Origin of the sequence: Christiangramia fulva, from assembly GCF_003024155.1 — a bacterium.
Classification (GTDB): domain Bacteria; phylum Bacteroidota; class Bacteroidia; order Flavobacteriales; family Flavobacteriaceae; genus Christiangramia; species Christiangramia fulva.
The window spans coordinates 3,948,705-3,969,955 of record NZ_CP028136.1 but is presented as its reverse complement, the minus strand read 5'-3'; the positions used below and the strand labels follow the sequence as shown (position 1 = coordinate 3,969,955).

The following is a 21,251-nucleotide window of genomic DNA, read 5'->3' as shown; positions in this document are numbered from 1 at the left end:
TTTGAAAAGGCTATTCCTTTTAATTGAAAAGGAAATTAAAATATGTTTTATATATATTTACCGAAACAGTTTAACCAATTTAGTATTATGACAAGAAAAATTACTTTATTTTTTGTCTTCTTTTCAACCTTTTTCAGTCTGGTTTTGAGTGCCCAGGAAACCACTGTAAAGGGTAAAGTTACAGACGAAAACGGAGCACCTATGTTAGGTGTCACCGTCCTAATCAAGGGGACAAACACTGGAACGACAACCGATTTTGACGGTATGTATTCAATTAAAGCAGATCAGGGAAGTACTCTGGTTTTTTCTTTTGTGGGGTATAAGAAAAAGGAAGTACCTGTCACGAGTTCGACAATTAATGTTACGATGACTCCTGACCAGAACTCCCTTGAAGAAGTAGTAGTAACTGCTTTTGGCATCGAAAGAGAGACCCGGTCGCTGGGATATTCTGTATCTAAGGTAGATGCAGATGAGGTAAATCTTAAAGGTAATACCAACGCGATCCAGGGACTTCAGGGAAGGGTAGCTGGTGTTCAAATTAACCAGAGCTCCGGGACTGCTGGTGGTGGAGTTGATATTCTTATTAGGGGGATTACTTCAATTAACCCACAGCGAAGTAACCAGCCATTAATTGTCATTGATGGATTGGCAATGGATAACTCAACCTTTTCCGGAGACGTACGTCCAAGTGCAGGTTCAAACTCTCCCAATAGTGCGGAACAGTTTTCATTTACTAATCGGGCTGCCGATCTAAATCCTGAAGACATCGAGTCTTACAACGTCTTAAAGGGTGCCGCTGCGACAGCTTTGTATGGAGTTCGCGCTGCCAACGGAGCTATAATAATTACCACAAAAAAAGGGAAATTAGGAAAAGCAAAAATAAATTTATCAGCTTCAACCAGTTATAAGAAAATTACTCAGACTCCTGATCTACAGAAAACATATCGGGAAGGATATAGCGGTGCACCAAGAACGCTTTATACTCCAGAAACTGAAACTGGTTTCACTCGTTTAGGGGGTACTTCTTTCTATTCCTGGGGGCCCAGGTATAGTGAGGATTCTTATACTATGGATGATGGCAGTGTAGTAGACCTGACCGGTGATAGATTTTATGATCCTTATGATCTTTTCCGAACTGGTGTTTTAACACAGGTTGATCTTAGTGTAAGTGGGGCGACAGAAAAGATGAATTATTATTTTTCTGTCGGGAATGATAGTGAAGAGGGAGTTCTTCCGAATACCTACTATGATAAAACGAATTTAAGATTAAAAGCAGGTTATAAAATTAACGATAACCTTAATATAAATACATCGGTCACTTATGCTAACAGTGGAGGAGCCCGCGGTAATGGTGGAGATAAATCGGTATTTAGCTCGCTTTCCTACTATTCAGCTACTTTTCCGATCAATGATTATCTAAATCCGGATGGAACGCAAAGAAACTATTCTTTTGGCATTATTGACAATCCGCGGTATTTACTGGAAAAGAGTCCTTTAATAGATGATGTAAATCGTTGGATCGGGAATGTTATGATAAACTGGAATCCGAAAGAATGGATGAATGTCACTTATTCTGCCCAGGTAGATAATTACTCTGACAATAGGAACAGATTTGTACCACCTGATCTTGATGTCGGGTCTCAGGTAGGAGGTTTTGTGCTCGATCAGGTAAATAATTTTTTAGGTTTGGAATCTAATTTACTGGTTAATTTCACAAAAGACTGGACCGATAAATTCCATTCCTCATTGACTCTTGGTAACCAGATCTCTGATACTAAGCATGATTATGCTTATATAAGGGGAGAGGGACTTAATGTTCCTGGAATTAATGATATTTCTAATACGACTAATATTTTTGGAAATAAAACCGAGGATCAGATTCGCAACGTTGGTGTTTTTGGGGAACTGAAACTCGATTATAATAACGATCTATTCCTTACCGTTACTGGGAGAAATGACTGGGTTTCCACCCTTCCAAAAGAGAACCGATCATTCTTCTATCCTTCGGTAAGTTTAGCTTACGATTTTCATAAGTTGATAGATGACAATAGTGATTTCCTTTCTTTTAGTAAACTTCGTGCCTCCTGGGCTGAAGTTGGTAAAGGACCTCTATTTGGGCAGGTTGGAAGCTATTTTGTTACCGATGGTAATTTTCCTTTTGGTGGAACTGGTGGATATAGAGCAGATACTTCAATAGGAGATCCATTGTTACTTCCTGAAAAAAACAGATCTTTTGAGGTGGGAGGTGATTTCCGATTTTTCAGAAACCGTCTTCGCTTAGATTATTCCTATTATAGAACTACTGTGAATAATCAAATTTTTACTGTAGGCACAGCTTATTCCACAGGCTTATCAGGAATCGTGAGAAACGCCGGAAAATTTAGATCCTGGGGCCATGAATTGATGATTTCTTATGATCTTCTTAATGAGGGAGATTTCACATGGAACACTTTTTTAACTTTCTCAACAAACACAGGGAAAGTAGTTGAATTACCAGATGATATAGAGGCCCTGATTTTTGCCGATTCCGGTTTCGCGGGAATTACTTCAGAGATTCGGGAGGGAGATAAACTGGGCTCATTATACGGGTACACCTGGCGATATGAAAATGGTCGCCGATATATAGGTGAAGATGGACTTCCGGAAATAAATTTTGACGAAAGGGTGAAGGTGGGGAATGCTTTTCCCGACTTTACTACTTCTTTTGGGAACAGGTTAAGTTATAAGGGTATAAACTTTGATTTCCTGGTTGAATGGAAAAAAGGAGGAGATCTTTATGACTCGGGAAGAAGAAATTCTTTAAGAAACGGAATTCTGAAAGTTACCGAATTCAGGGACCAAACAACAGTACTCAATGGAGTTATGGATGATGGAAACGGGGGTTATACTGAAAATAACCAGGAAGTTTTAATAGATCAGAATTACTATAGAAGTTCGACCGCTTATAATCGCGCTGCAGAGATTTTAGTGCAGGACGCATCCTGGGTAAAATTACGCAATATCTCATTAGGTTATGAATTTAAAGGAAACATCCTAAAAACTCTACATGCAGATAAATTTTCGATTTCGGGAAGTGCACAAAATATAATAATCTGGACGCCTTATGATGGCTATGATCCGGAAGGAAACCAATACAGTGCAGGAAGCAACGTATATGGTTTTGCTGGTTTGAGCACACCACTTGCAGAAATCTATTCTGTTGGACTTACATTAGGATTTTAAAAAAATTGAATATGAAGACTTATTACAAATTAATCTGTTTAATCTTACTATTGGGAAGTATTTCTTGTAGTGAAGAATATTTCGATGTCAATACCCCTTCCGGGACGGCAACAAAAGATCAGCTAAGAATTAATGATCTATTGGCTCCGGCGATTTTTCATACCGTGGAAGGGCAATATTCAGCCGAATTAACTTTTGGAAACTACACTCAATATTTCGTCGGTCAGGGTGGCACCGCGGCAGACGAAACCACAGCATCCGGTTTATGGACAAATATTTATTTGTATGTACTTCCGAATCTTGAAGTGATCAAGCAAAAGGCTGAAGCTGCCGGTGCCACTCATTATGGAGCAGTAGCTGATATTCTGAAAGCTATCAATATTGGTATTGCTACAGATACCTGGGATTATATTCCTTTGTCTGAAGCATCTATGGGTGATGATAACCTTTTCCCGGCTTTTGACAGTCAGGAAGAAGCTTACAATACCATTATATCACTTTTGGATGGCGCTATCGCGGCATTACAGGAGCCTGATGATTCACCAATAACTTTGGGAAGTGAAGATTTGATTTATCACGGTGATCTTGATAAATGGTTGAAGGCTGCTTATTCTTTTAAAGCGAGATACCAGTTGCATTTAGTTAACAAAGGGGTTGTTTCTCCTCAGGAGGTATTAGCCAGTGCCGAAAATGGGTTTACTTCTAATGCCGATGATTTCCAGATGTTCTATAACGATAGAAATATCAATCCAAGATATTCTCTGGAAATTTTATCCAGAAATACCGGAAATTATCATAATGATTTAGCCAGCCAGATTGTAAGCATGATGAATGGTGACTATTATCCCTTTCAAAGTACTGATTTAGAAATCGATCCGCGTTTACCAGTTTTTGGGGTGATTGATAACCCCGATGATACCGAGTGGAAAGGATATGTTAGCGGCGGTGGAGGTGTGGCTCCTGATGGTACTCCTGCAAACGTTCAGTTTGTAGATGGAGGATATTATACCAGAGTTGATGCTCCAATAGTCGTTATGACCTATGCTGAATTGGAATTTATTAAAGCAGAAGCTGAATTTTTAGCGAATGGAGGGACCACTACCAGTTCAGGTACGACTCCTGAAGGCTATGCTGATTATATAGAAGGAATTCAGGCAAGTATGGAAAAATATGGTGTAGATGGTTCAGCTTATCTTAGTGATCCTTCAATAGATGTTGGAGTTGATAATTTGATGCTTAATTATATTATGAAGGAGAAATACATTCATAACTTTCTTAATCCTGAAACATTTGTAGATTTCCGAAGATATGATTTTTCAGACGATGTCTTTACAGGACTTAGCGTTGCTAAGGAAGAAGGAAGAAGTGGAGATTATGCGGGAATGTGGTTCAGAAGAGCGACTTATCCGTCCTCCGAAATCAATCGAAATGGAGATGTGGTGTCACAATATCAAGAGACACCGGTTACACCCGTATGGTGGGATGCGGAGTAAATAATTGTATCTAAATATTAAAAAAAACCGATCTGATTCAAGATCGGTTTTTTTATGAAAATATATCTTCAGGTTAAGCATTTTAATCTTATTCGTATTTTAGTCCAAAATTAACGACTATGGCTAAAATTGAGTGGAAAACAGTAAAAGAATACGAAGATATCACCTATAAAAAAGCTAACGGAGTAGCCAGGATTGCTTTCAATCGTCCTGAAGTCCGAAATGCTTTTAGACCAAAGACTACTTCAGAACTTTTGGATGCTTTTCATGATGCCCATGAAGATATTTCGGTGGGAGCGATATTATTATCGGCAGAAGGTCCTTCACCCAAAGACGGAAAGTGGGCATTTTGTAGCGGCGGTGATCAGAAGGCACGAGGGCACCAGGGCTATGTGGGGGAAGACGGATATCATCGGTTGAATATTCTGGAAGTACAGCGTCTTATTCGTTTTATGCCCAAAGCAGTGATAGCCGTTGTTCCCGGATGGGCTGTTGGCGGGGGACACAGTCTTCATGTGGTTTGTGATTTAACGCTTGCCAGTAAAGAAAATGCGATCTTCAAACAAACCGATGCCGATGTGACCAGTTTTGATGCCGGTTATGGTTCAGCATATCTTGCCAAAATGGTAGGACAAAAGCGGGCCAGGGAAATATTCTTTTTAGGCAGAAATTATTCCGCGCAGGAAGCTTATGAAATGGGTATGGTAAATGCCGTGATCCCGCATGATGAATTAGAAGATACGGCTTATGAATGGGCCCAGGAAATAATGGCCAAATCACCAACATCCATTAAAATGCTGAAATTCGCCATGAATCTTACCGATGACGGAATGGTTGGGCAGCAGGTTTTTGCCGGTGAAGCTACGCGCCTCGCCTATATGACCGATGAGGCGAAGGAAGGAAGAGATGCTTTTCTTGAAAAAAGAAAGCCGAATTTTGATAAAAAATGGATTCCTTAGTCCTGAAAAGTCGGAAGAAGGGAGCTCTAAATTTGTGCTAATTCATAAATGCTTCGGGCAATTTCATTGTAAACTTCTTCCTGCAGGAGATGCCTGGATGGCAGCTTTATAGTTTTATCTACACTTCCAAATTTCTGAAATTCAGGGATATATTTTTCAGCTTTTAGGGCCGGGTCTTTTGCTCCCCAAATAAGCTGTACGGGATATGGAGTGTTTTGAATGGCAGGAATACATGAATTTCGGAAATTTGCGGAATCATCATAATTTCTCATGAATTTAAGAAATGCGTTTCCCTTATCCTTTCTTTTCAGCAAATCTACGTAAACGGCGATTTCTTCATTAGAAATTTGACGGGAGCTTAAAACCCCAATTTTAGAAAACATGATGTACCACGAGTAATAATTGATGCTTTTTAATTCAATTTCACCCAGTAGATCAAATTCCAAAGGTTTCATCATCCAGGGTTTCTTAAAATTTACGACATCAATCCAGGTATTGAGAATACTGAGGGATTTTATTTTTTCACGGTGTGCTGCAGCGAAATGAAATCCGGGCGGCCCACCGGCGTCATGGACCACCAGGTGAAATTTATCTAATTTAAGAATTTTGACTGCCCTGGCTATAAATTCCGAAAATCCTTGAAAGCTATAGTTAAAATCGGCTGGCCTGTCGGAAAGTCCGAAGCCCGGAAAATCAATCGCGATTCCACGGAATCCTTTTTCGTCTAAAGACTTCAGAAGCTTGCGATAAAGAAAAGAGGATGTGGGTACTCCGTGCAAACACAACACAGGCTCTCCCTGGCCACGGTCCAGCCTGAAAAATATTCAATCCGCCTACTTTAAAAAAAGTACCGGACTGCTCATGATCTTCTATAAGTTTCGATATTTTTTCCTTTTCAAAATTCAGCATCTATTAAAAATAAAAAAGCCATGAAAAAATCATGGCCCAAATTTGAAAATTTTAGAAGAATTATTTCAATTTCGGATATTTTCGAGGATCGCTTTCATGCATCATCGCATAGATTTTTTCAAAAATATCTTCAGCTGAAGGCTTTGAGAAATAATCACCATCACTACCGTAGGCAGGTCGATGTTGTTTAGCGGTTAAAGTTTGAGGTTTGCTGTCTAAATACCTGTACGCATTTTGAACCTCGAGTATTTGTTGCATGATATGCGCCGATGCTCCTCCCGGCACATCTTCATCGATCACTAACAACCGACTGGTTTTCTCCACGCTTTTCACGATGTCATGAGCAGTATCGAAAGGTAGGAGAGACTGAACGTCTATAATCTCTGCATCTATATCAACTTCGGCAAGTTCAAGAGCTACCTCCTCCACAATACGTATGGTAGAACCATAAGAAACAAGTGTTATATCGCTGCCTTCTCTCAGGGTTTCCACTACCCCGATAGGTGTTTTGAATTCGCCCAGATTTTCCGGCAATTTTTCTTTTAACCTGTATCCATTCAGGCATTCCACAATAAGTGCCGGGGTATCGAGGTCGAGTAACTGGTTGTAAAAACCTGCTGCTTTGGTCATATTTCGGGGAACCAGGAAATACATTCCTTTTAAGAGATTTAATAATCCTCCCATTTGGGAGCCGCTGTGCCAGATCCCTTCCAGCCTGTGACCACGGGTTCTTACAATAAGCGGTGCTTTTTGTTTTCCGTTTGTGCGATAATGCAGGGTAGCCAGATCGTCACTCATGGTTTGCAGACAATACATCACATAATCCAGATACTGGATCTCGGCTATTGGCCTTAAACCTCGCATTGCCATTCCTATTCCCTGGCCGAGAATAGTAGATTCCCGTATTCCCGTATCGGAAACCCTGAACTTTCCAAATTTTTTCTGAAGACCTTCCAGACCCTGGTTTACATCACCGATTTCTCCGGAATCTTCACCAAAAATAAGAGTGTTCGGCCTGTTGCTGAAAATACTCTCAAAATTATCCCTTAGGACGATGCGGGCATCCACTTCCTGTGCGTTTTCATCATAAGTGGGAAGGATCTCAGTGGTAATATTCTCTTCCTTATAAAGATTGGAATGATATTCTAAATTGGTTTGAGTCGCAAAATCATCTAGCCAGTTTATCAATTTTGGTTTCGCCACATTTTCTTCACCTAACACGTATCTCAGCGATCTTCGAGCAACAGAAACGAGGTCTTTCTTTAAAGGCTCCCGATTGTATGCAAGCTCTTTTTTGTTGGAATTGATGAAATTGCCATTTGGACTATTAGCTGCAAGTTCCTCCAGTATCTTAAGAAGTTCTTTTTGTTTTTGAACCGTTGGCTGGAGGTAAGAATTCCAGGCACGCTGTTTTGCACCACGGATCTCTTTTTTAATATCCTTTTCCAGTTTATCGAGTTCTTCAGAAGAAGCAACATCATTTTCGATTATCCAGTTTCGAAATTTCAAGTTACAGTCATGTTCTTTTTCCCAGGCTAACCGCTCTTCGCTTTTATAGCGTTCATGAGAACCTGAGGTGGAATGTCCCTGTGGTTGTGTAAGTTCCACAACATGAATGAGTACGGGACAATGTTCATTTCTTGAAATTTCAGAAGCTCTTTCGTAGGTTTCTACCAAAGCAGGATAATCCCAGCCGTTTACGACCATGATTTCATATCCATTTTCATCTTCATTTCTTTGGAAACCTTTTAAAACTTCAGAAATGCTCTCTTTAGTGGTCTGGTGTTTCGCATGTACCGAAATGCCGTATTCGTCATCCCAAACACTTATCACCATTGGCACCTGCAGTACACCCGCCGCGTTGACGGTTTCCCAGAAATGGCCTTCACTGGTACTGGCGTTTCCGATGGTTCCCCAGGCTATTTCATTGCCGTTATCTGAAAAATTTTCAGAAGGAATTGACGGAACATTTCTGTATATTTTGGAAGCAAGGGCAAGTCCCAGTAATCTTGGCATTTGTCCAGCCGTAGGAGAAATATCGGCACTTGAATTCTTTTGTTCGAGAAGGTTTTTCCATTCGCCATTTTCATCCAGGCTGAAGGTCATAAAATGACCTCCCATTTGCCGTCCTGCAGACATGGGTTCGTTTTCCATGTTAGTATCGGCATAAAGTCCGGCGAAGAATTGTTCAGGAGTGAGTGCGCCGATCGCCATCATAAAAGTCTGGTCGCGGTAATAACCTGAACGGAAATCGCCATTCCTGAAAGATTTTGCCATTGCAAGCTGAGGTAATTCTTTGCCATCACCGAAAATGCCGAATTTCGCTTTTCCGGTTAAGACTTCGCGTCTTCCCAAAAGGCTACATTCCCTGCTTGTCACGGCTATGCGATAATCTTCGAGTACCTGTGACTTGAATTCGTCGAATGATATTGAATGTTCAGTTTGCGCTTCGCTTTGCATGCAATAGTTTTTGAATCGTAACAAATGTAACGAAATCTATGATTAAATACAATTCATTAATTCGCTCATTTATTGATAATAATTTAATTTTAACCTTTATTTATTATTTATAATAAAAATTAACTCATTATTATTACATAAATCTTGAAGATAATTAAATACCTCCAAAGATTATGAAAATTGCTAATACCAGCGGCGTGTAAAAAGCCTTATAAGAGTATTTAGATCCAGGGACACGATAAAACGTATTTTCTGATCGTAATTTGGATCGGCTATTTCCCAGCCCAGGTTAGAATAAACAGGAAAGAAAAATTCAAAATAATCCTGAACAAGGCTTATTCTTACCCCTGAATCATACATAAGTTCACCGTTGAATCCTGTATTTTTAACAATTCCAACATCGCCATATATAAAGATCCACTTCCAAAGATTAGTGTTCGCGTTTAGGCTCATCATCCATTCATTGGCATATTTAGGCTGTAATTTAGATTTGAATCCACCTTCAGCCATAATGATTTGCTGACTAAATAGCCCGCTTCCCTGGCTTCTTCCGTAGTAATTATAATCGAATAAGTAATCTGTGGGACGGTCAAGAGCAAAACTAAAATAATCATTGGCCTTAGCGTCATTAAAAAGAAAAGCACCGGTGAAAAAACGAATATTTAACTGCCGGTTATTTTTAAAAAGATTCCTGTATTCGGCCGTAAAAGACATTTTACTGAATTTATCGGATAGCTGATAATCCAGGGAAGTGGTAAAATATTTGATAAAATTAGGATTGCTGTAGCGATAATTAACATTAAAAACATTGTAATCGGGTTGTTGAAGCGGTGCATCAGGATTTTGATCCCGTTGCACATTCACATTCCTTATAAGTAATTGTTGTCTCTCATTACTTCTTAAATAGGAAGTTCTGAAATTGAATTTAAGAAAAGGGGAATATCTTTTATAAAAAAGCCCATACCCGTAAGAAAAGCGGTTACCACTAATCCCATAAGTAATGGCATACAGGTTCTTGTTCTTGAACTGGTTTGTGTTGACAAAAGCAGCTGACCCTACCACCGTATTGCTGTTAAACCCATATTTTGGCGCAATCATAAAATTAAAGGTCTTGCTGAGAATTGTTTTATTGTACAGTTTCGGACCAATGGCAATTCCGTCATAAAGGTTGTATTCAAACTCAGGCATCATAAAAACCTGATGATACCGAGGATCTTCGACATCCTGTAAAAGGCGTATTTGCAGTGGTTTATCTAAAAGACTTGTAACGGCTTTATAATTATTTCGCTGGTTATATTCAGGAATCTTCTGTTCGTAATTAAGAGCCAGACGTTGGATATTATCAGAAGGGATCATTACCTCTTTTGAGTGAGTTACATCTTTGATCCAGGTTTTAAAGACAATACTATCTTTGTTAAGTCCATACAGGCTGATAGGCATGTGATTATTAGAAAGGTTCTTTACGGTTACGAGCAAAGAATCTTCCATTTTCTTTACATGCGTTATTTTAAAATCAATCTTTTTATTAGTTTCTACATAATCATTAAAAAACCAGGAAATATCTTTGTCGGCATTTTTCCGAAGTATACGTTCAAAATCTTCATCGCTCACCGGTTTTAGCTTATATTTTGAATAGAATTCTGAAATAGATTTCTTTACAACTTCATCATCAAGAAAATCCTCTAAATACTTCATTCCCACCCCGGCCTTATAGGCATTCGCAATATTTTTATTGAATTTTACCAGGGAATCCTGGGAAGTGGAAAGCGGCTGGTCCAGGTTGAGGCGTGCCATGTTCATATATAGAAACGGGTACTGGTCGTTGAATTCCAGATCGGCGGCGTGAAACCACCGGATGCCAATCACTTTGCTAAGATTTCCCAAAAGTTTCATGTTTGGGTAGTATTCATCCACATAATCCATTATGAGGGAAATAGCAATGGCATCGATCACCCATTTTTCGGTACGAGGATTCAATAAAAGGCTGTTTTGAAGGTAATAATAGACCAGGGTTTTGAAAACTTTGAGATCATATTGAAAACCATCAGGGAAAGGTCTTATAAAAGCAGGTAGCTGGACTAGCCCGTAAATAGGATTATTAAGATAATCTTCCTGGGTAATAAAAAGATTCTGATGAGGATATTCCCCGAGTCTTTGTTCAAGGAAATTTAGCTCTCTTCTTAAAATAGATTTCTTGGTATTGAATTCTATGCCTTCATCTTCAATATTGGTAATGAAATTGTTATTTCCGGCAGAAATAGATTCAAAAATGAAAGATTTCGTGATGTACAGTTTGCTGTCCATCCGGTCATCTCCTTCAAATTTTATAGTTTTAAAACCTTTCCTGGTAATTGTACGGGTAAGGTTTAAACCGGAAACGGCATAGAATTGTGTGGGAATATTAAGCTCAATATTTATGTCATAGGGCTGTACAAATTCCAGTCCCAGATCCTGATGGCTATATAATTTCCAGCCATTTTGTAGCGGTGCAGGCACCAGATACCAGTAGCGAAGTTTATAATTTCCTTCTTCATCTACTCCATAGCGCGTAAACTTGTTTAAAGGAAAAAATAAAGTGTAATCAAAATGAAGCTTTATCGAATCTCCCGGTGCTAAAGGCTGCTTCAGGTTTACCCGAAGAAGGTCAGGAACATTTCCCGGCCGGTCCCATTTTAAGGTGTCGCCATGAAGATTTTTGATCTCATGAATAGCTGTATGTCCTCGTTCTTCATCCCTGGCAAAATGGAAGCGGCGTTTGTAATCTTCAGCAAATCTTCTTGCGAGGGCTGATGTTTTGGTACTGAACGCATTATTCCAATCGTTAAAATACAGGGTTTCAAGCGGCCTGTTTTCAGTATTGACGAAAGTGATATCCTGACTCACTTCAAGACTTCGCAAACTGTCTAAAAGACGCGCATTTATACTGATGGTACTTTGCGCAGAAAGCCCACCATATAAAAGGAAGAAAATTAGGAATAACCGAAGGTGTCTCAAGGATTATGCGATTAGGCTGCTTATCAATCAGCGCTAAATATAATCAAAGTTTCAAACCTTCGATAAAGGTCTTAACTAGAAATTAGGACTTAGGTTATATTCGTCGTAGAATTTATCAAGGATTTCCAGGACTTCATCTTCTGTATCTACGACCTGGACAAGATCGATATCTGCTTCGCTAATGTTTTTGAAACTGTCGCAAAGCGTGGTCCTGATCCAGTCCACAAGTCCGCCCCAGAATTCGCTTCCCACAAGAATAATAGGAAATTTATCAATTTTATGGGTTTGAATAAGGGTGATCGCTTCAAATAATTCATCCAGTGTACCGAAGCCGCCGGGCATCACCACAAAACCCTGAGAGTACTTTACGAACATTACCTTTCGCACAAAAAAGTAATCGAAATCAAGGCTTTTATCACTGTCTATATACGGATTATCATGTTGCTCGAATGGAAGCTCGATGTTCAGTCCCACCGAAGTTCCTCCGGCAAGGTGAGCTCCCTTGTTTCCTGCTTCCATAATACCGGGGCCACCGCCGGTGATCACACCATAACCGTGGTCTACAATTTTCTTGGCCACTTTTTCGGCTAGCTTGTAATATTTCATATCGGGCTTGGTCCTTGCCGATCCAAAAATCGACACACAGGGACCAATCTGGCTAAGTTTCTCATAGCCATTTACAAATTCCCCCATTATTTTAAAAATAGCCCAGGAATCATTGGTTTTGATCTCATTCCAGGCTTTATTACTTTGATGTGCTCTCATATTTTTTAAACAGTAAAAGCTATAATTCCTTTTTCAGGAACTGAGCTGTGTAACTTTTTTTATGATTAATAATTTCTTCGGGAGTTCCGGTAGCCACTATTTTTCCGCCGCCTTTTCCGCCTTCATAACCAATATCAATAATATGGTCGGCCATTTTTATCACATCCATATTATGCTCTATGATCAGGACGGTATTCCCTTTATTGGTTAATTTATTTAAAACCTCCATCAACACACGGATATCCTCAAAATGAAGACCTGTTGTAGGCTCGTCTAAGATATAAAAAGTATTCCCGGTATCGCGTTTGGAAAGTTCTGTTGCCAGTTTTATGCGCTGGGCTTCGCCACCAGACAATGTGGTACTTTGCTGACCAAGACTGATGTAACCCAGGCCCACATCCTGGATCGTCTTCAGCTTACGATGAATTTTAGGGATATTTTCAAAAAATTCAGTAGCTTCGTTGATGGTCATTTCCAGCACGTCGGCAATAGATTTACCTTTATACCTTATCTCCAGCGTTTCCCGATTAAAACGTTTTCCCTGGCAGGTTTCACATTCAACATACACATCGGGCAGAAAGTTCATTTCTATAACACGCAAACCGCCGCCTTTACAGGTTTCACAGCGACCTCCCTTTACATTGAAACTAAAGCGACCGGGTTTATAACCACGTATTAGGGCTTCAGGAGTTTTCGCAAACAGGCTGCGAATTTCTGAAAACACGCCGGTATATGTTGCAGGATTTGATCTTGGTGTCCTGCCAATAGGAGATTGATTGATGTCAATTACCTTATCTATATATTCAAGGCCTTTGATCTTTTTAAATGGTTTGGGTTTTTTAACGCCATTGAAATAATGGGCATTCATGATGGGGTAGAGTGTCTCGTTGATCAGCGTGGATTTTCCACTTCCCGAAACGCCGGTGACGGCGATCATTTTTCCCAAAGGAATGCTGACGCTTACATTTTTAAGATTGTTACCGGTCGCACCGCTTAGTTCTATGGTTTTACCATTTCCTTTTCTTCTTTTCTTCGGAACAGGAATTTCTTTCTGGCCGTTCAGATATTGTGCGGTAAGGGTGCCATGTTGCTTCAATTCTGCGGGAGAACCTTCGCTGATAATTTCCCCGCCATGCTTTCCTGCCCGCGGTCCAATATCGATCACATGGTCAGCACGTTCTATCATGTCTTTGTCGTGTTCAACAACGATGACTGTATTGCCTATATCCCGAAGGGATTCAAGTGAATTTATAAGTTTTTCATTATCCCGCTGGTGCAGGCCAATACTTGGTTCATCGAGGATATACAGCACGCCAACAAGTTGGGAACCTATTTGCGTCGCCAGCCGGATTCGCTGAGCTTCACCACCAGAAAGCGATTTAGAACCCCGGTTGAGGTTAAGATAAGTAAGTCCCACATCTATTAGAAACTGAAGACGCGTTCTTATTTCCTTGATCACTTCAGAAGCGATCTTTAACTGTTTTTCGCTGAGGTGTTTTTCAATATTATCGAACCAAACATTAAGATCGGTAATATCGAGGGAGGAAAGTTCAGCGATATTCTTATCGTAAATTCTGAAATAAAGCGCTTCTTTTTTGAGCCGTGCACCCTGGCAATCGGGGCAGGTAACTTTATCCATGTATTCTTTTGCCCATCTTCTTAGGGACGTGGAATCATTATTTTTATAAGTGGTTTCAATAAAACTGGCAACTCCTTCAAAATCTATTTTGTAATCACGGGTAATGCCCAGCGCTTTTGATTCTCGGGAGAATTTTTCCTTTCCGCCATATAAAATCATCTGCAGCGCTTCTTCCGGAATTTTTTTAATGGGATCACTCAAACTGAACTCAAATCTTTCAGCTATCAATTCTAATTGCGAGAAGATCCAGTTTTTTTTCTGAGGACCATGAGGCGCGATACCTCCGCTTTTAATAGATTTAGACCGGTCTGGAAGAATTTTATCCACATTCACCTGGTACAAGGTTCCAATCCCGTTACAGGTAGGACAGGCTCCTTTTGGAGAATTAAAAGAAAAGGTATTGGGTTCAGGGTTCGGGTAACTGATCCCTGTCGTGGGGCACATTAAATTTCGACTAAAATACCGAAGTTTGCCGGAATCCTGTTCCAGGATCATCAGGGCATCGTCACCATGGTACATGGCGGTTTTGATACTTTCTTCCAGGCGTTTGTCGGAGTCTATTTTATCTTCAATTTTAAGTCGGTCCACAACGATTTCGATATCGTGGGTTTTATAGCGGTCCAGCTTCATTCCTTTTTCGATATCCATCACCTCACCATCTACACGGACTTTTAAAAATCCCTGTTTTGCAATCTGCTCAAAAAGTTCGCGATAATGACCTTTCCGGCTTCTAATAACCGGTGCCAGAATATTCACCCGCTGATTGTTGAAATTCTCCAGGATGAGTTCCCTGATCTGAGAATCGGAATAACTTACCATTTTTTCGCCGGTATTATAGCTGTAGGCGTCAGCAGCCCGGGCGAAAAGAAGTCTTAAAAAATCATAGATTTCAGTAATGGTTCCAACGGTACTTCGCGGGTTCTTACTGGTTGTTTTCTGCTCGATGGCAATTACCGGCGAGAGGCCTTCAATTTTATCTACATCAGGCCTTTCCAGGCTTCCTAAAAATTGTCTCGCGTAAGCCGAAAAAGTTTCAATATACCTTCGTTGTCCTTCCGCATAAATAGTATCAAAAGCGAGGGAAGATTTACCTGAACCGCTAAGGCCGGTGATCACCACCAGCTTCTCTCGGGGAATTTTTACATCTATATTTTTCAGGTTATGAACTCGGGCTCCTAATACTTCTATTGAATCTTCAGATTTCGTCATAAATTTCATCAAGAGGGCAAAGGTACTTATTGTAATGAAAATTAGAAAGTATCTTAAAAGTCATCAGTGTTAAGATCTCTGTAAATTTTTCTTTCTAAAGTTGCTGTGAAATGTGAAAGTTAATTTAATGAAGTATTAAATCATTGCCAAAGCGCGAATGATACCTCATAAAAAAGGTAACTCATCAGTTTTATAACTACTTGAATGTGAGTATTATATTACATTAATTTCTAATCACATATCAGTGAAAACACCTATATTTGATTTCCCTACCATTCCCCTGAATCTTCTTTATTCACCCCCAAATCTTTAAAAATAGACATTAGCCTGCTGCGGTATCGCGGCTTTATTATGTGTTGATGGAATATTATTTACTAATTACTAATGATTTGTGACAATGGAAAGGAAACAGCTTTTAATCATAAGCAGGAATGTTGATCTGGTCGAATCGATCAAAGAGAAAACAATTACCCAATATGAAATAACCTGGGAAAAATCGGTACACGTTGGTTATTCCCTGGCTCTTAATTTACTTCCCGATGTGATCTTTTTTGATAAGACCTGTTATAATCGAACTTCAGATTTTAAAAATTTGAGAAATTTTAAAGCCACTCATTTCCTTACAAAATCATACCTGATCGTCTATGCAGGTAAAGAAGAAATAGCTGTTCTAAAAAGGAAATATCAAAATGTAATAGACGCAATAATCCAAGAGAAAACAGGCACTGAAGTAATTGCGGATATCCTTAGAAAAGCCATTAAAACAAGGCCACAAAACCTTAATTACTGGTATGAATGTTTTATGGGTTTGTTTAACATCATTGGCAAACCAGTGGTTTTGTTACAACAGGATAAAATCATCGCCATGAATGACAACTTCAGGCAGACCTTTAAAATTGATGGAGAATCCAGTTTAAGGCTTACCGATTTGGTAAATATTGAGAATAAGGCAAAAGTTAAGAGCAGCCTGCGCAATTTTGCCCGTGGAAAACATATGAAAGCGGTAACTTCAACTTCTCTGCTTATTCAGAATGAAAAAATTCGCGATGCCCGGATTAGTTTTTCCAAACTCAGTAGAGATATACATGATCAATTTATCATGCTCATCGATTTTATGGGAGAGGAGCAGGTAATAACCGAAAAAGTGGGATCAAATTCCCGGGAGGTACAAAAGTGCTTTGAAGAGAATAGTGAAATGACCGATTTCAGCTTTACAAAAAGAGAAAAAGAAATTATAGGTCTTCTTTGCAAAGGCTATAAAACCAGGGAAATTTCGAAGGCGCTATGCATCTCGCCAAAAACAATTGAGAAGCATCGCTCAAATATTATTAAAAGAACAAATTCTGAGACCATATTAGAAAGCGTTGTGTATGCTATTCACCATAATATGTTAGATACTTCGCCGTCATAAAGGGGTGTTAATTAGAGCACAAAATATTGTTAAACAAGGGGTTAAAACAAAATCTACGGGTTTTCCCCCATTCGAGTTAAAGAAGTTGTTTCTTACATTTACATTGGAATTAAAAAGAGAAGTCACCCCTTAACTTCTTAATGATTGCCCCCTTAAATTCCCCCCAAATCTCAAAACCATATTGTAACAGAAATTGAACTTCCTTTTTGGAAGTAGTATATATTATTTATTAACCATTCTAAATATTTTTTAACCAAAACTTTGTCATTATGAAGAAAACACGACTTGCAAAATGTAGAAAGAAAGATGATACGGCTGATTTAGATCCGTAAGTCGGTCACTTTCTAAGATTTCCAAAATTTCAGGTTCCTTTTTATTATTTCTATTCTTTATAGAATAAGGCATCCTGTTACAAATAATTCTCAAATACGCACTTGTATTCTGAAAATTAGATGATCCTCATATGGCCGTTCCTGGCTATAAACAGCAAATAAAAAACCGGTTGAGTAGAATTATGCATCTCGGTAATTCGTATTCCATGTTTTACTCAACCCGGTTTTCAAAGCAATTAATTTCAAAAACCATTCTAAATATTTTAATCAAAAACCTTAATTATGAAAAATTTTAAATTATGGATGGGCATGATCGCTATGGCAGCGATGCTCATGACTTCGTGTAGCAAAGAAGACACCCCAACGGGAGATCTTAGCGATACACAAAACCAGTCAGTCTCGTTAAAATTCGCGACTATTTTAAATGATTTGAGCAACAGGTCAATGTCAAAAGCATCTTTTGATGAAATACCTGATTGTTCTGAAGCAACACCAGCAACAGCTGAAATTGGTTTTTCTTATGGCGGAACCGAGTATAACACTACAGTTGCCATACTTCATGATGATGACGGTTATTTTACCGATTATTCTGAAGATCTTAAAATTCCTATAAGCGATGGAGGAAGCGTTACAGTTACATTAAATGAATTTTTAGTATATGATGCTTCACATAACCTTATCTGGGCAGCACCTGTCGCTTCAGAAGGTGCTGATTTTGCAGGTTACGTAGACCAGGCTCTACCTATGACCTTTGATGTTAGGGACGGTACAAAGCCATATATTAATGTAGATGTTTTATGCTTTGACCGAAGACTGGTAAATGAATATGGTTATCCTTTCTTTGATATTATGCCTAATAAAGGTACGACACTTTGTTTCTTCGCGAATTACTGTACAGGAGAAGGAAGACACTATGTTGCTAATTATGACCTTGATATACAATACTGGACAGGAACTGAATGGATAGACCTTTATACTAATGAGGCTGCGCCGGTAAATACTAATAACAATTCAGCTGATCCATTATGCGTATTGATTCCAGATTCTCCATTTGAAGATGCAGAAATGAATTATTTACGTTATAGGGTTACTCCACTAAGCTGGTCTGGCTATTACGGTACGATAGACGAAACTCCAACAGCTTGGGTTGAACTAGATTGGAGTGATATTGAAAGTACTTTTAACGACGATGGTTCTTCTGAATATATCCACATATTTTTAGGTTGTGATATTCCTAGTGATGACTGTCAGGGAATTCCAGTTCCCGGTGATCGTGATGGAGACTGTGTTCCTGATGAAAATGATGACTGTCCAGATACTTATGGTACAGAACCTAATGGATGTATGCCTAATGATGATTGTATAGGTGCAGATCCTGACGGAGATGGCGTGCTTGGAGATTGTGATGCATGTCCAGAGGTCGCAGGACCTGTTGAAAATGGAGGATGTCCATTTAATGATTGTTCTACCGATACAGATGGTGATGGAGTAATGGATTGTGATGATGAATGTGTTGATGTAGTTGGAACCGTTGATAATAACGGTTGTCCAGAAAATGAAAACGAAGACACCTGTGAAACCGCCTTTATGTGGGGAGACCATACTATTAACTCTATAAATGGTGTAACCCGTTGGGGTTGGGTAGAACAATTTGCTGAAGGTCAGGAAGAAACTACCCTTGATATTTATGCCGGTGCCGGTCAAAATAATATAGATAAAGGTACCTTAGTGGGAACTGCTACCATATCGGTAGATGGTGAAGGAGATATTCATTTAATGATAACTATGAATAGCGGTTATACACTGGATGAACTTCATGTAAATATTACCGATAGTATGCCAGGAATTGAAGCAAAAGCTCCTGGTCAGTATAATATGAACAGTGAAGTTGATGCCGGAACTACCACCTATGAATTCACAGATGTGGATTATACAGGTGATTTCTGGATCATTGTTCATACCGTAACCTGCGGAATTGATAGTGAATAGATAATATAGCCTGTCCCGGTTTCTGGGACAGGCTTTTTATTCTTACCACAATTATTCAAAATTTAAATAAGATATTATGAAAAATATAAAAAATTACTTTCTGTATATAGGAGTTTTAGTGCTTCTCTTAGCAGGATGTAGTAAAGAAGAATCCGGAGTGATGGACGATCCTCAGCAGAATGCTAAATCTGTAGATTTAACATTCAGCGCTGTGTTGAACGATCTTGCAAACCGGTCGATGAGTAAAGCAGCTTTTGATGAAATTCCAAATTGTTCTGCCACCACTCCTGCAACAGCAGAGATAAGTTTCTCTTATGGCGGAAATGATTACAACACAACTGTAGCCATTCTTCATGATAGTGATGGATACTTTACAGATTATTCTGAAGATTTGAAAATTCCTGTTCCAAATGAAGGAAGTGTGAATGTGACCTTAAACGAGTTTAAAGTTTTTGATTCAGCTCATGAATTAATTTGGGCTGCACCAGTAGCAACACCTGAAGCAGATTTTGCCGGCTACGTAGATCAGGCACTTCCAATTTCTTTTGATGTGCAGGATGGCAGTAAGCCTTATATTGAGGTAGATGTTTTGTGTTTTGACCGTCGTATGGCTAACGAATACGGCTATGTATTCTTTGATATTATGCCTAAAAAGGTTTATCCATTATGTTTATTCTTAAACTACTGTAATGCAGACGGAAGACATTATGTTGCAAATTATTCGGTAGATTTATTCTATGCGTATGGAACTCCAGATGAAGTAAAACTTTACAACCATTTGGAAGATAATGCAATGCCTACAGTTGGCGATTATAACAATGATCCACAAAATCCACTTTATTACGCCGATCCACTATGTTTGGTAGTACCAGGAAAACCTGATAATCTTCCTGCAGATTCACCTTACCTGACTTTATTCATTTATCCTGAAGACTGGACCGGTAACTATGGTGACATTGATAATACGCCAATTGAGTATCCGGTTAGCTGGGAGATGATCCAAAACCATTTGAATGGTGATGGCGAAACGGCAGAGTATCTGCATTTACTAATTGGTGAATGCGAAGATGCACTTGCCGGTGGAGGTGGAGGTCCAACCTGTAACCTTTCTGATCCTAATGCTAATTGTGATAATGACGATCTGTTAAATAAATGTGATCCAGATAATCCAAATTATGCTACCTTTGACTGTGATGGTGATCAAATTGCAAATAAATGTGATCCAGATGCAGCAGGATATGCAGGATTAGATTGCGATGGTGATGGTATAATTAATAGTGAGGATGATTGTCCTGATGATGCGACCAATACCTGTAATTCAGTAACCGCTTGTAATCTTTCCATTTCTGATCCCGATCAGGCATGTGAATTTAGAGCAGCGACTCCTGGAGATCCAAGTTTAGATTATTCCTTTAATGGTGATTTCCTGGAGGTAAATACAGATACAGGTATTCCTTTATTGGAGGATACCGGAACTGGTTATGGTCCTAACTCAGGTACATTTGGAATCACCTTAACAGGAAGTGGAGTTGAATATTCTTTTAACACGGGAACAGCAACCGTAAACGAATATTTGATTGAAATTTCTGATTCAAATGGAGGAGATGTATATTGCACCGATCAAAGTGATGATAACATGACCGTTGAGGGTTCATTTACTTATCCAATCTATGTAAGGGTAAAAGTAAATATATGTGATCCTCAATAGAGGAAACCGATCAAACATTAACCCGACTGAATTATTTGACCGGGGGGTGACTAATTTTGCGGGTTAATTTAATCATCCTCTTGGATGATGTAATGAGCTGTCTGGAGCTTTCCGGACAGCTTTTTTATTTGTTAAAGTTTAAAATGTTGCGTTAAATATTA

At 39.2% G+C, this 21,251-nt stretch carries 11 protein-coding genes; 6 read left to right on the top strand and 5 right to left on the bottom strand.

The annotated features are described in order from the left end of the window. Positions 1 to 87: 87 nt before the first annotated feature. The 3 genes from C7S20_RS17700 (at position 88) to C7S20_RS17690 (ending at position 5,674) form a co-directional block, all read left to right on the top strand. A complete protein-coding gene (locus C7S20_RS17700; protein WP_107014302.1) occupies positions 88 to 3,222 on the top strand; it encodes a SusC/RagA family TonB-linked outer membrane protein in 3,135 nt (1,044 codons plus the stop codon). 11 nt (positions 3,223 to 3,233) lie between these two features. Beyond that, positions 3,234 to 4,715 carry a SusD/RagB family nutrient-binding outer membrane lipoprotein gene (locus C7S20_RS17695; RefSeq protein WP_107013712.1) on the top strand — a complete coding sequence of 494 codons (1,482 nt, stop codon included), beginning with the start codon at positions 3,234 to 3,236 and terminating at the stop codon, positions 4,713 to 4,715. A gap of 119 nt (positions 4,716 to 4,834) precedes the next feature. Beyond that, a complete protein-coding gene (locus C7S20_RS17690; RefSeq protein ID WP_107013711.1) occupies positions 4,835 to 5,674 on the top strand; it encodes a 1,4-dihydroxy-2-naphthoyl-CoA synthase in 840 nt (279 codons plus the stop codon). A gap of 26 nt (positions 5,675 to 5,700) precedes the next feature. On the opposite strand, the gene C7S20_RS17685 is transcribed toward C7S20_RS17690, so the two are convergent. From C7S20_RS17685 to uvrA, 5 genes are all read right to left on the bottom strand, one after another. Further along, positions 5,701 to 6,453, bottom strand: a complete 753-nt coding sequence (locus C7S20_RS17685) for an alpha/beta hydrolase (RefSeq protein WP_236994921.1) — start codon at positions 6,451 to 6,453, stop codon at positions 5,701 to 5,703. Positions 6,454 to 6,643: 190 nt separating this feature from the next. Beyond that, the gene (locus C7S20_RS17680; RefSeq protein ID WP_107013710.1) at positions 6,644 to 9,043 is read right to left on the bottom strand and encodes an alpha-ketoacid dehydrogenase subunit alpha/beta; all 2,400 of its coding nucleotides are present in this window, start codon (positions 9,041 to 9,043) and stop codon (positions 6,644 to 6,646) included. A 183-nt stretch (positions 9,044 to 9,226) separates the two neighbouring features. Next, complete coding sequence (locus tag C7S20_RS17675) at positions 9,227 to 12,037, bottom strand: gluzincin family metallopeptidase (RefSeq protein ID WP_227009044.1); 2,811 nt, start codon at positions 12,035 to 12,037, stop codon at positions 9,227 to 9,229. Positions 12,038 to 12,112: 75 nt separating this feature from the next. Further along, positions 12,113 to 12,802 carry an LOG family protein gene (locus tag C7S20_RS17670; RefSeq protein WP_107013709.1) on the bottom strand — a complete coding sequence of 230 codons (690 nt, stop codon included), beginning with the start codon at positions 12,800 to 12,802 and terminating at the stop codon, positions 12,113 to 12,115. Between the two features lie 19 nt (positions 12,803 to 12,821). Beyond that, positions 12,822 to 15,650 carry an excinuclease ABC subunit UvrA gene (gene uvrA, locus C7S20_RS17665; RefSeq protein WP_107014300.1) on the bottom strand — a complete coding sequence of 943 codons (2,829 nt, stop codon included), beginning with the start codon at positions 15,648 to 15,650 and terminating at the stop codon, positions 12,822 to 12,824. A 397-nt stretch (positions 15,651 to 16,047) separates the two neighbouring features. On the opposite strand from uvrA, the gene C7S20_RS17660 reads away from it, so the two are divergent. The 3 genes from C7S20_RS17660 to C7S20_RS17650 all read left to right on the top strand — a co-directional run bounded on the left by C7S20_RS17660 (position 16,048) and on the right by C7S20_RS17650 (position 21,090). Next, positions 16,048 to 17,061: a helix-turn-helix transcriptional regulator gene (locus C7S20_RS17660; protein ID WP_107013708.1), complete on the top strand. Its 1,014-nt coding sequence runs from the start codon at positions 16,048 to 16,050 to the stop codon at positions 17,059 to 17,061. 614 nt (positions 17,062 to 17,675) lie between these two features. Next, positions 17,676 to 19,382 carry a hypothetical protein gene (locus C7S20_RS17655; protein ID WP_107013707.1) on the top strand — a complete coding sequence of 569 codons (1,707 nt, stop codon included), beginning with the start codon at positions 17,676 to 17,678 and terminating at the stop codon, positions 19,380 to 19,382. A gap of 76 nt (positions 19,383 to 19,458) precedes the next feature. Next, a complete protein-coding gene (locus C7S20_RS17650; protein WP_107013706.1) occupies positions 19,459 to 21,090 on the top strand; it encodes a hypothetical protein in 1,632 nt (543 codons plus the stop codon). The last annotated feature ends 161 nt before the right edge of the window (positions 21,091 to 21,251 follow it).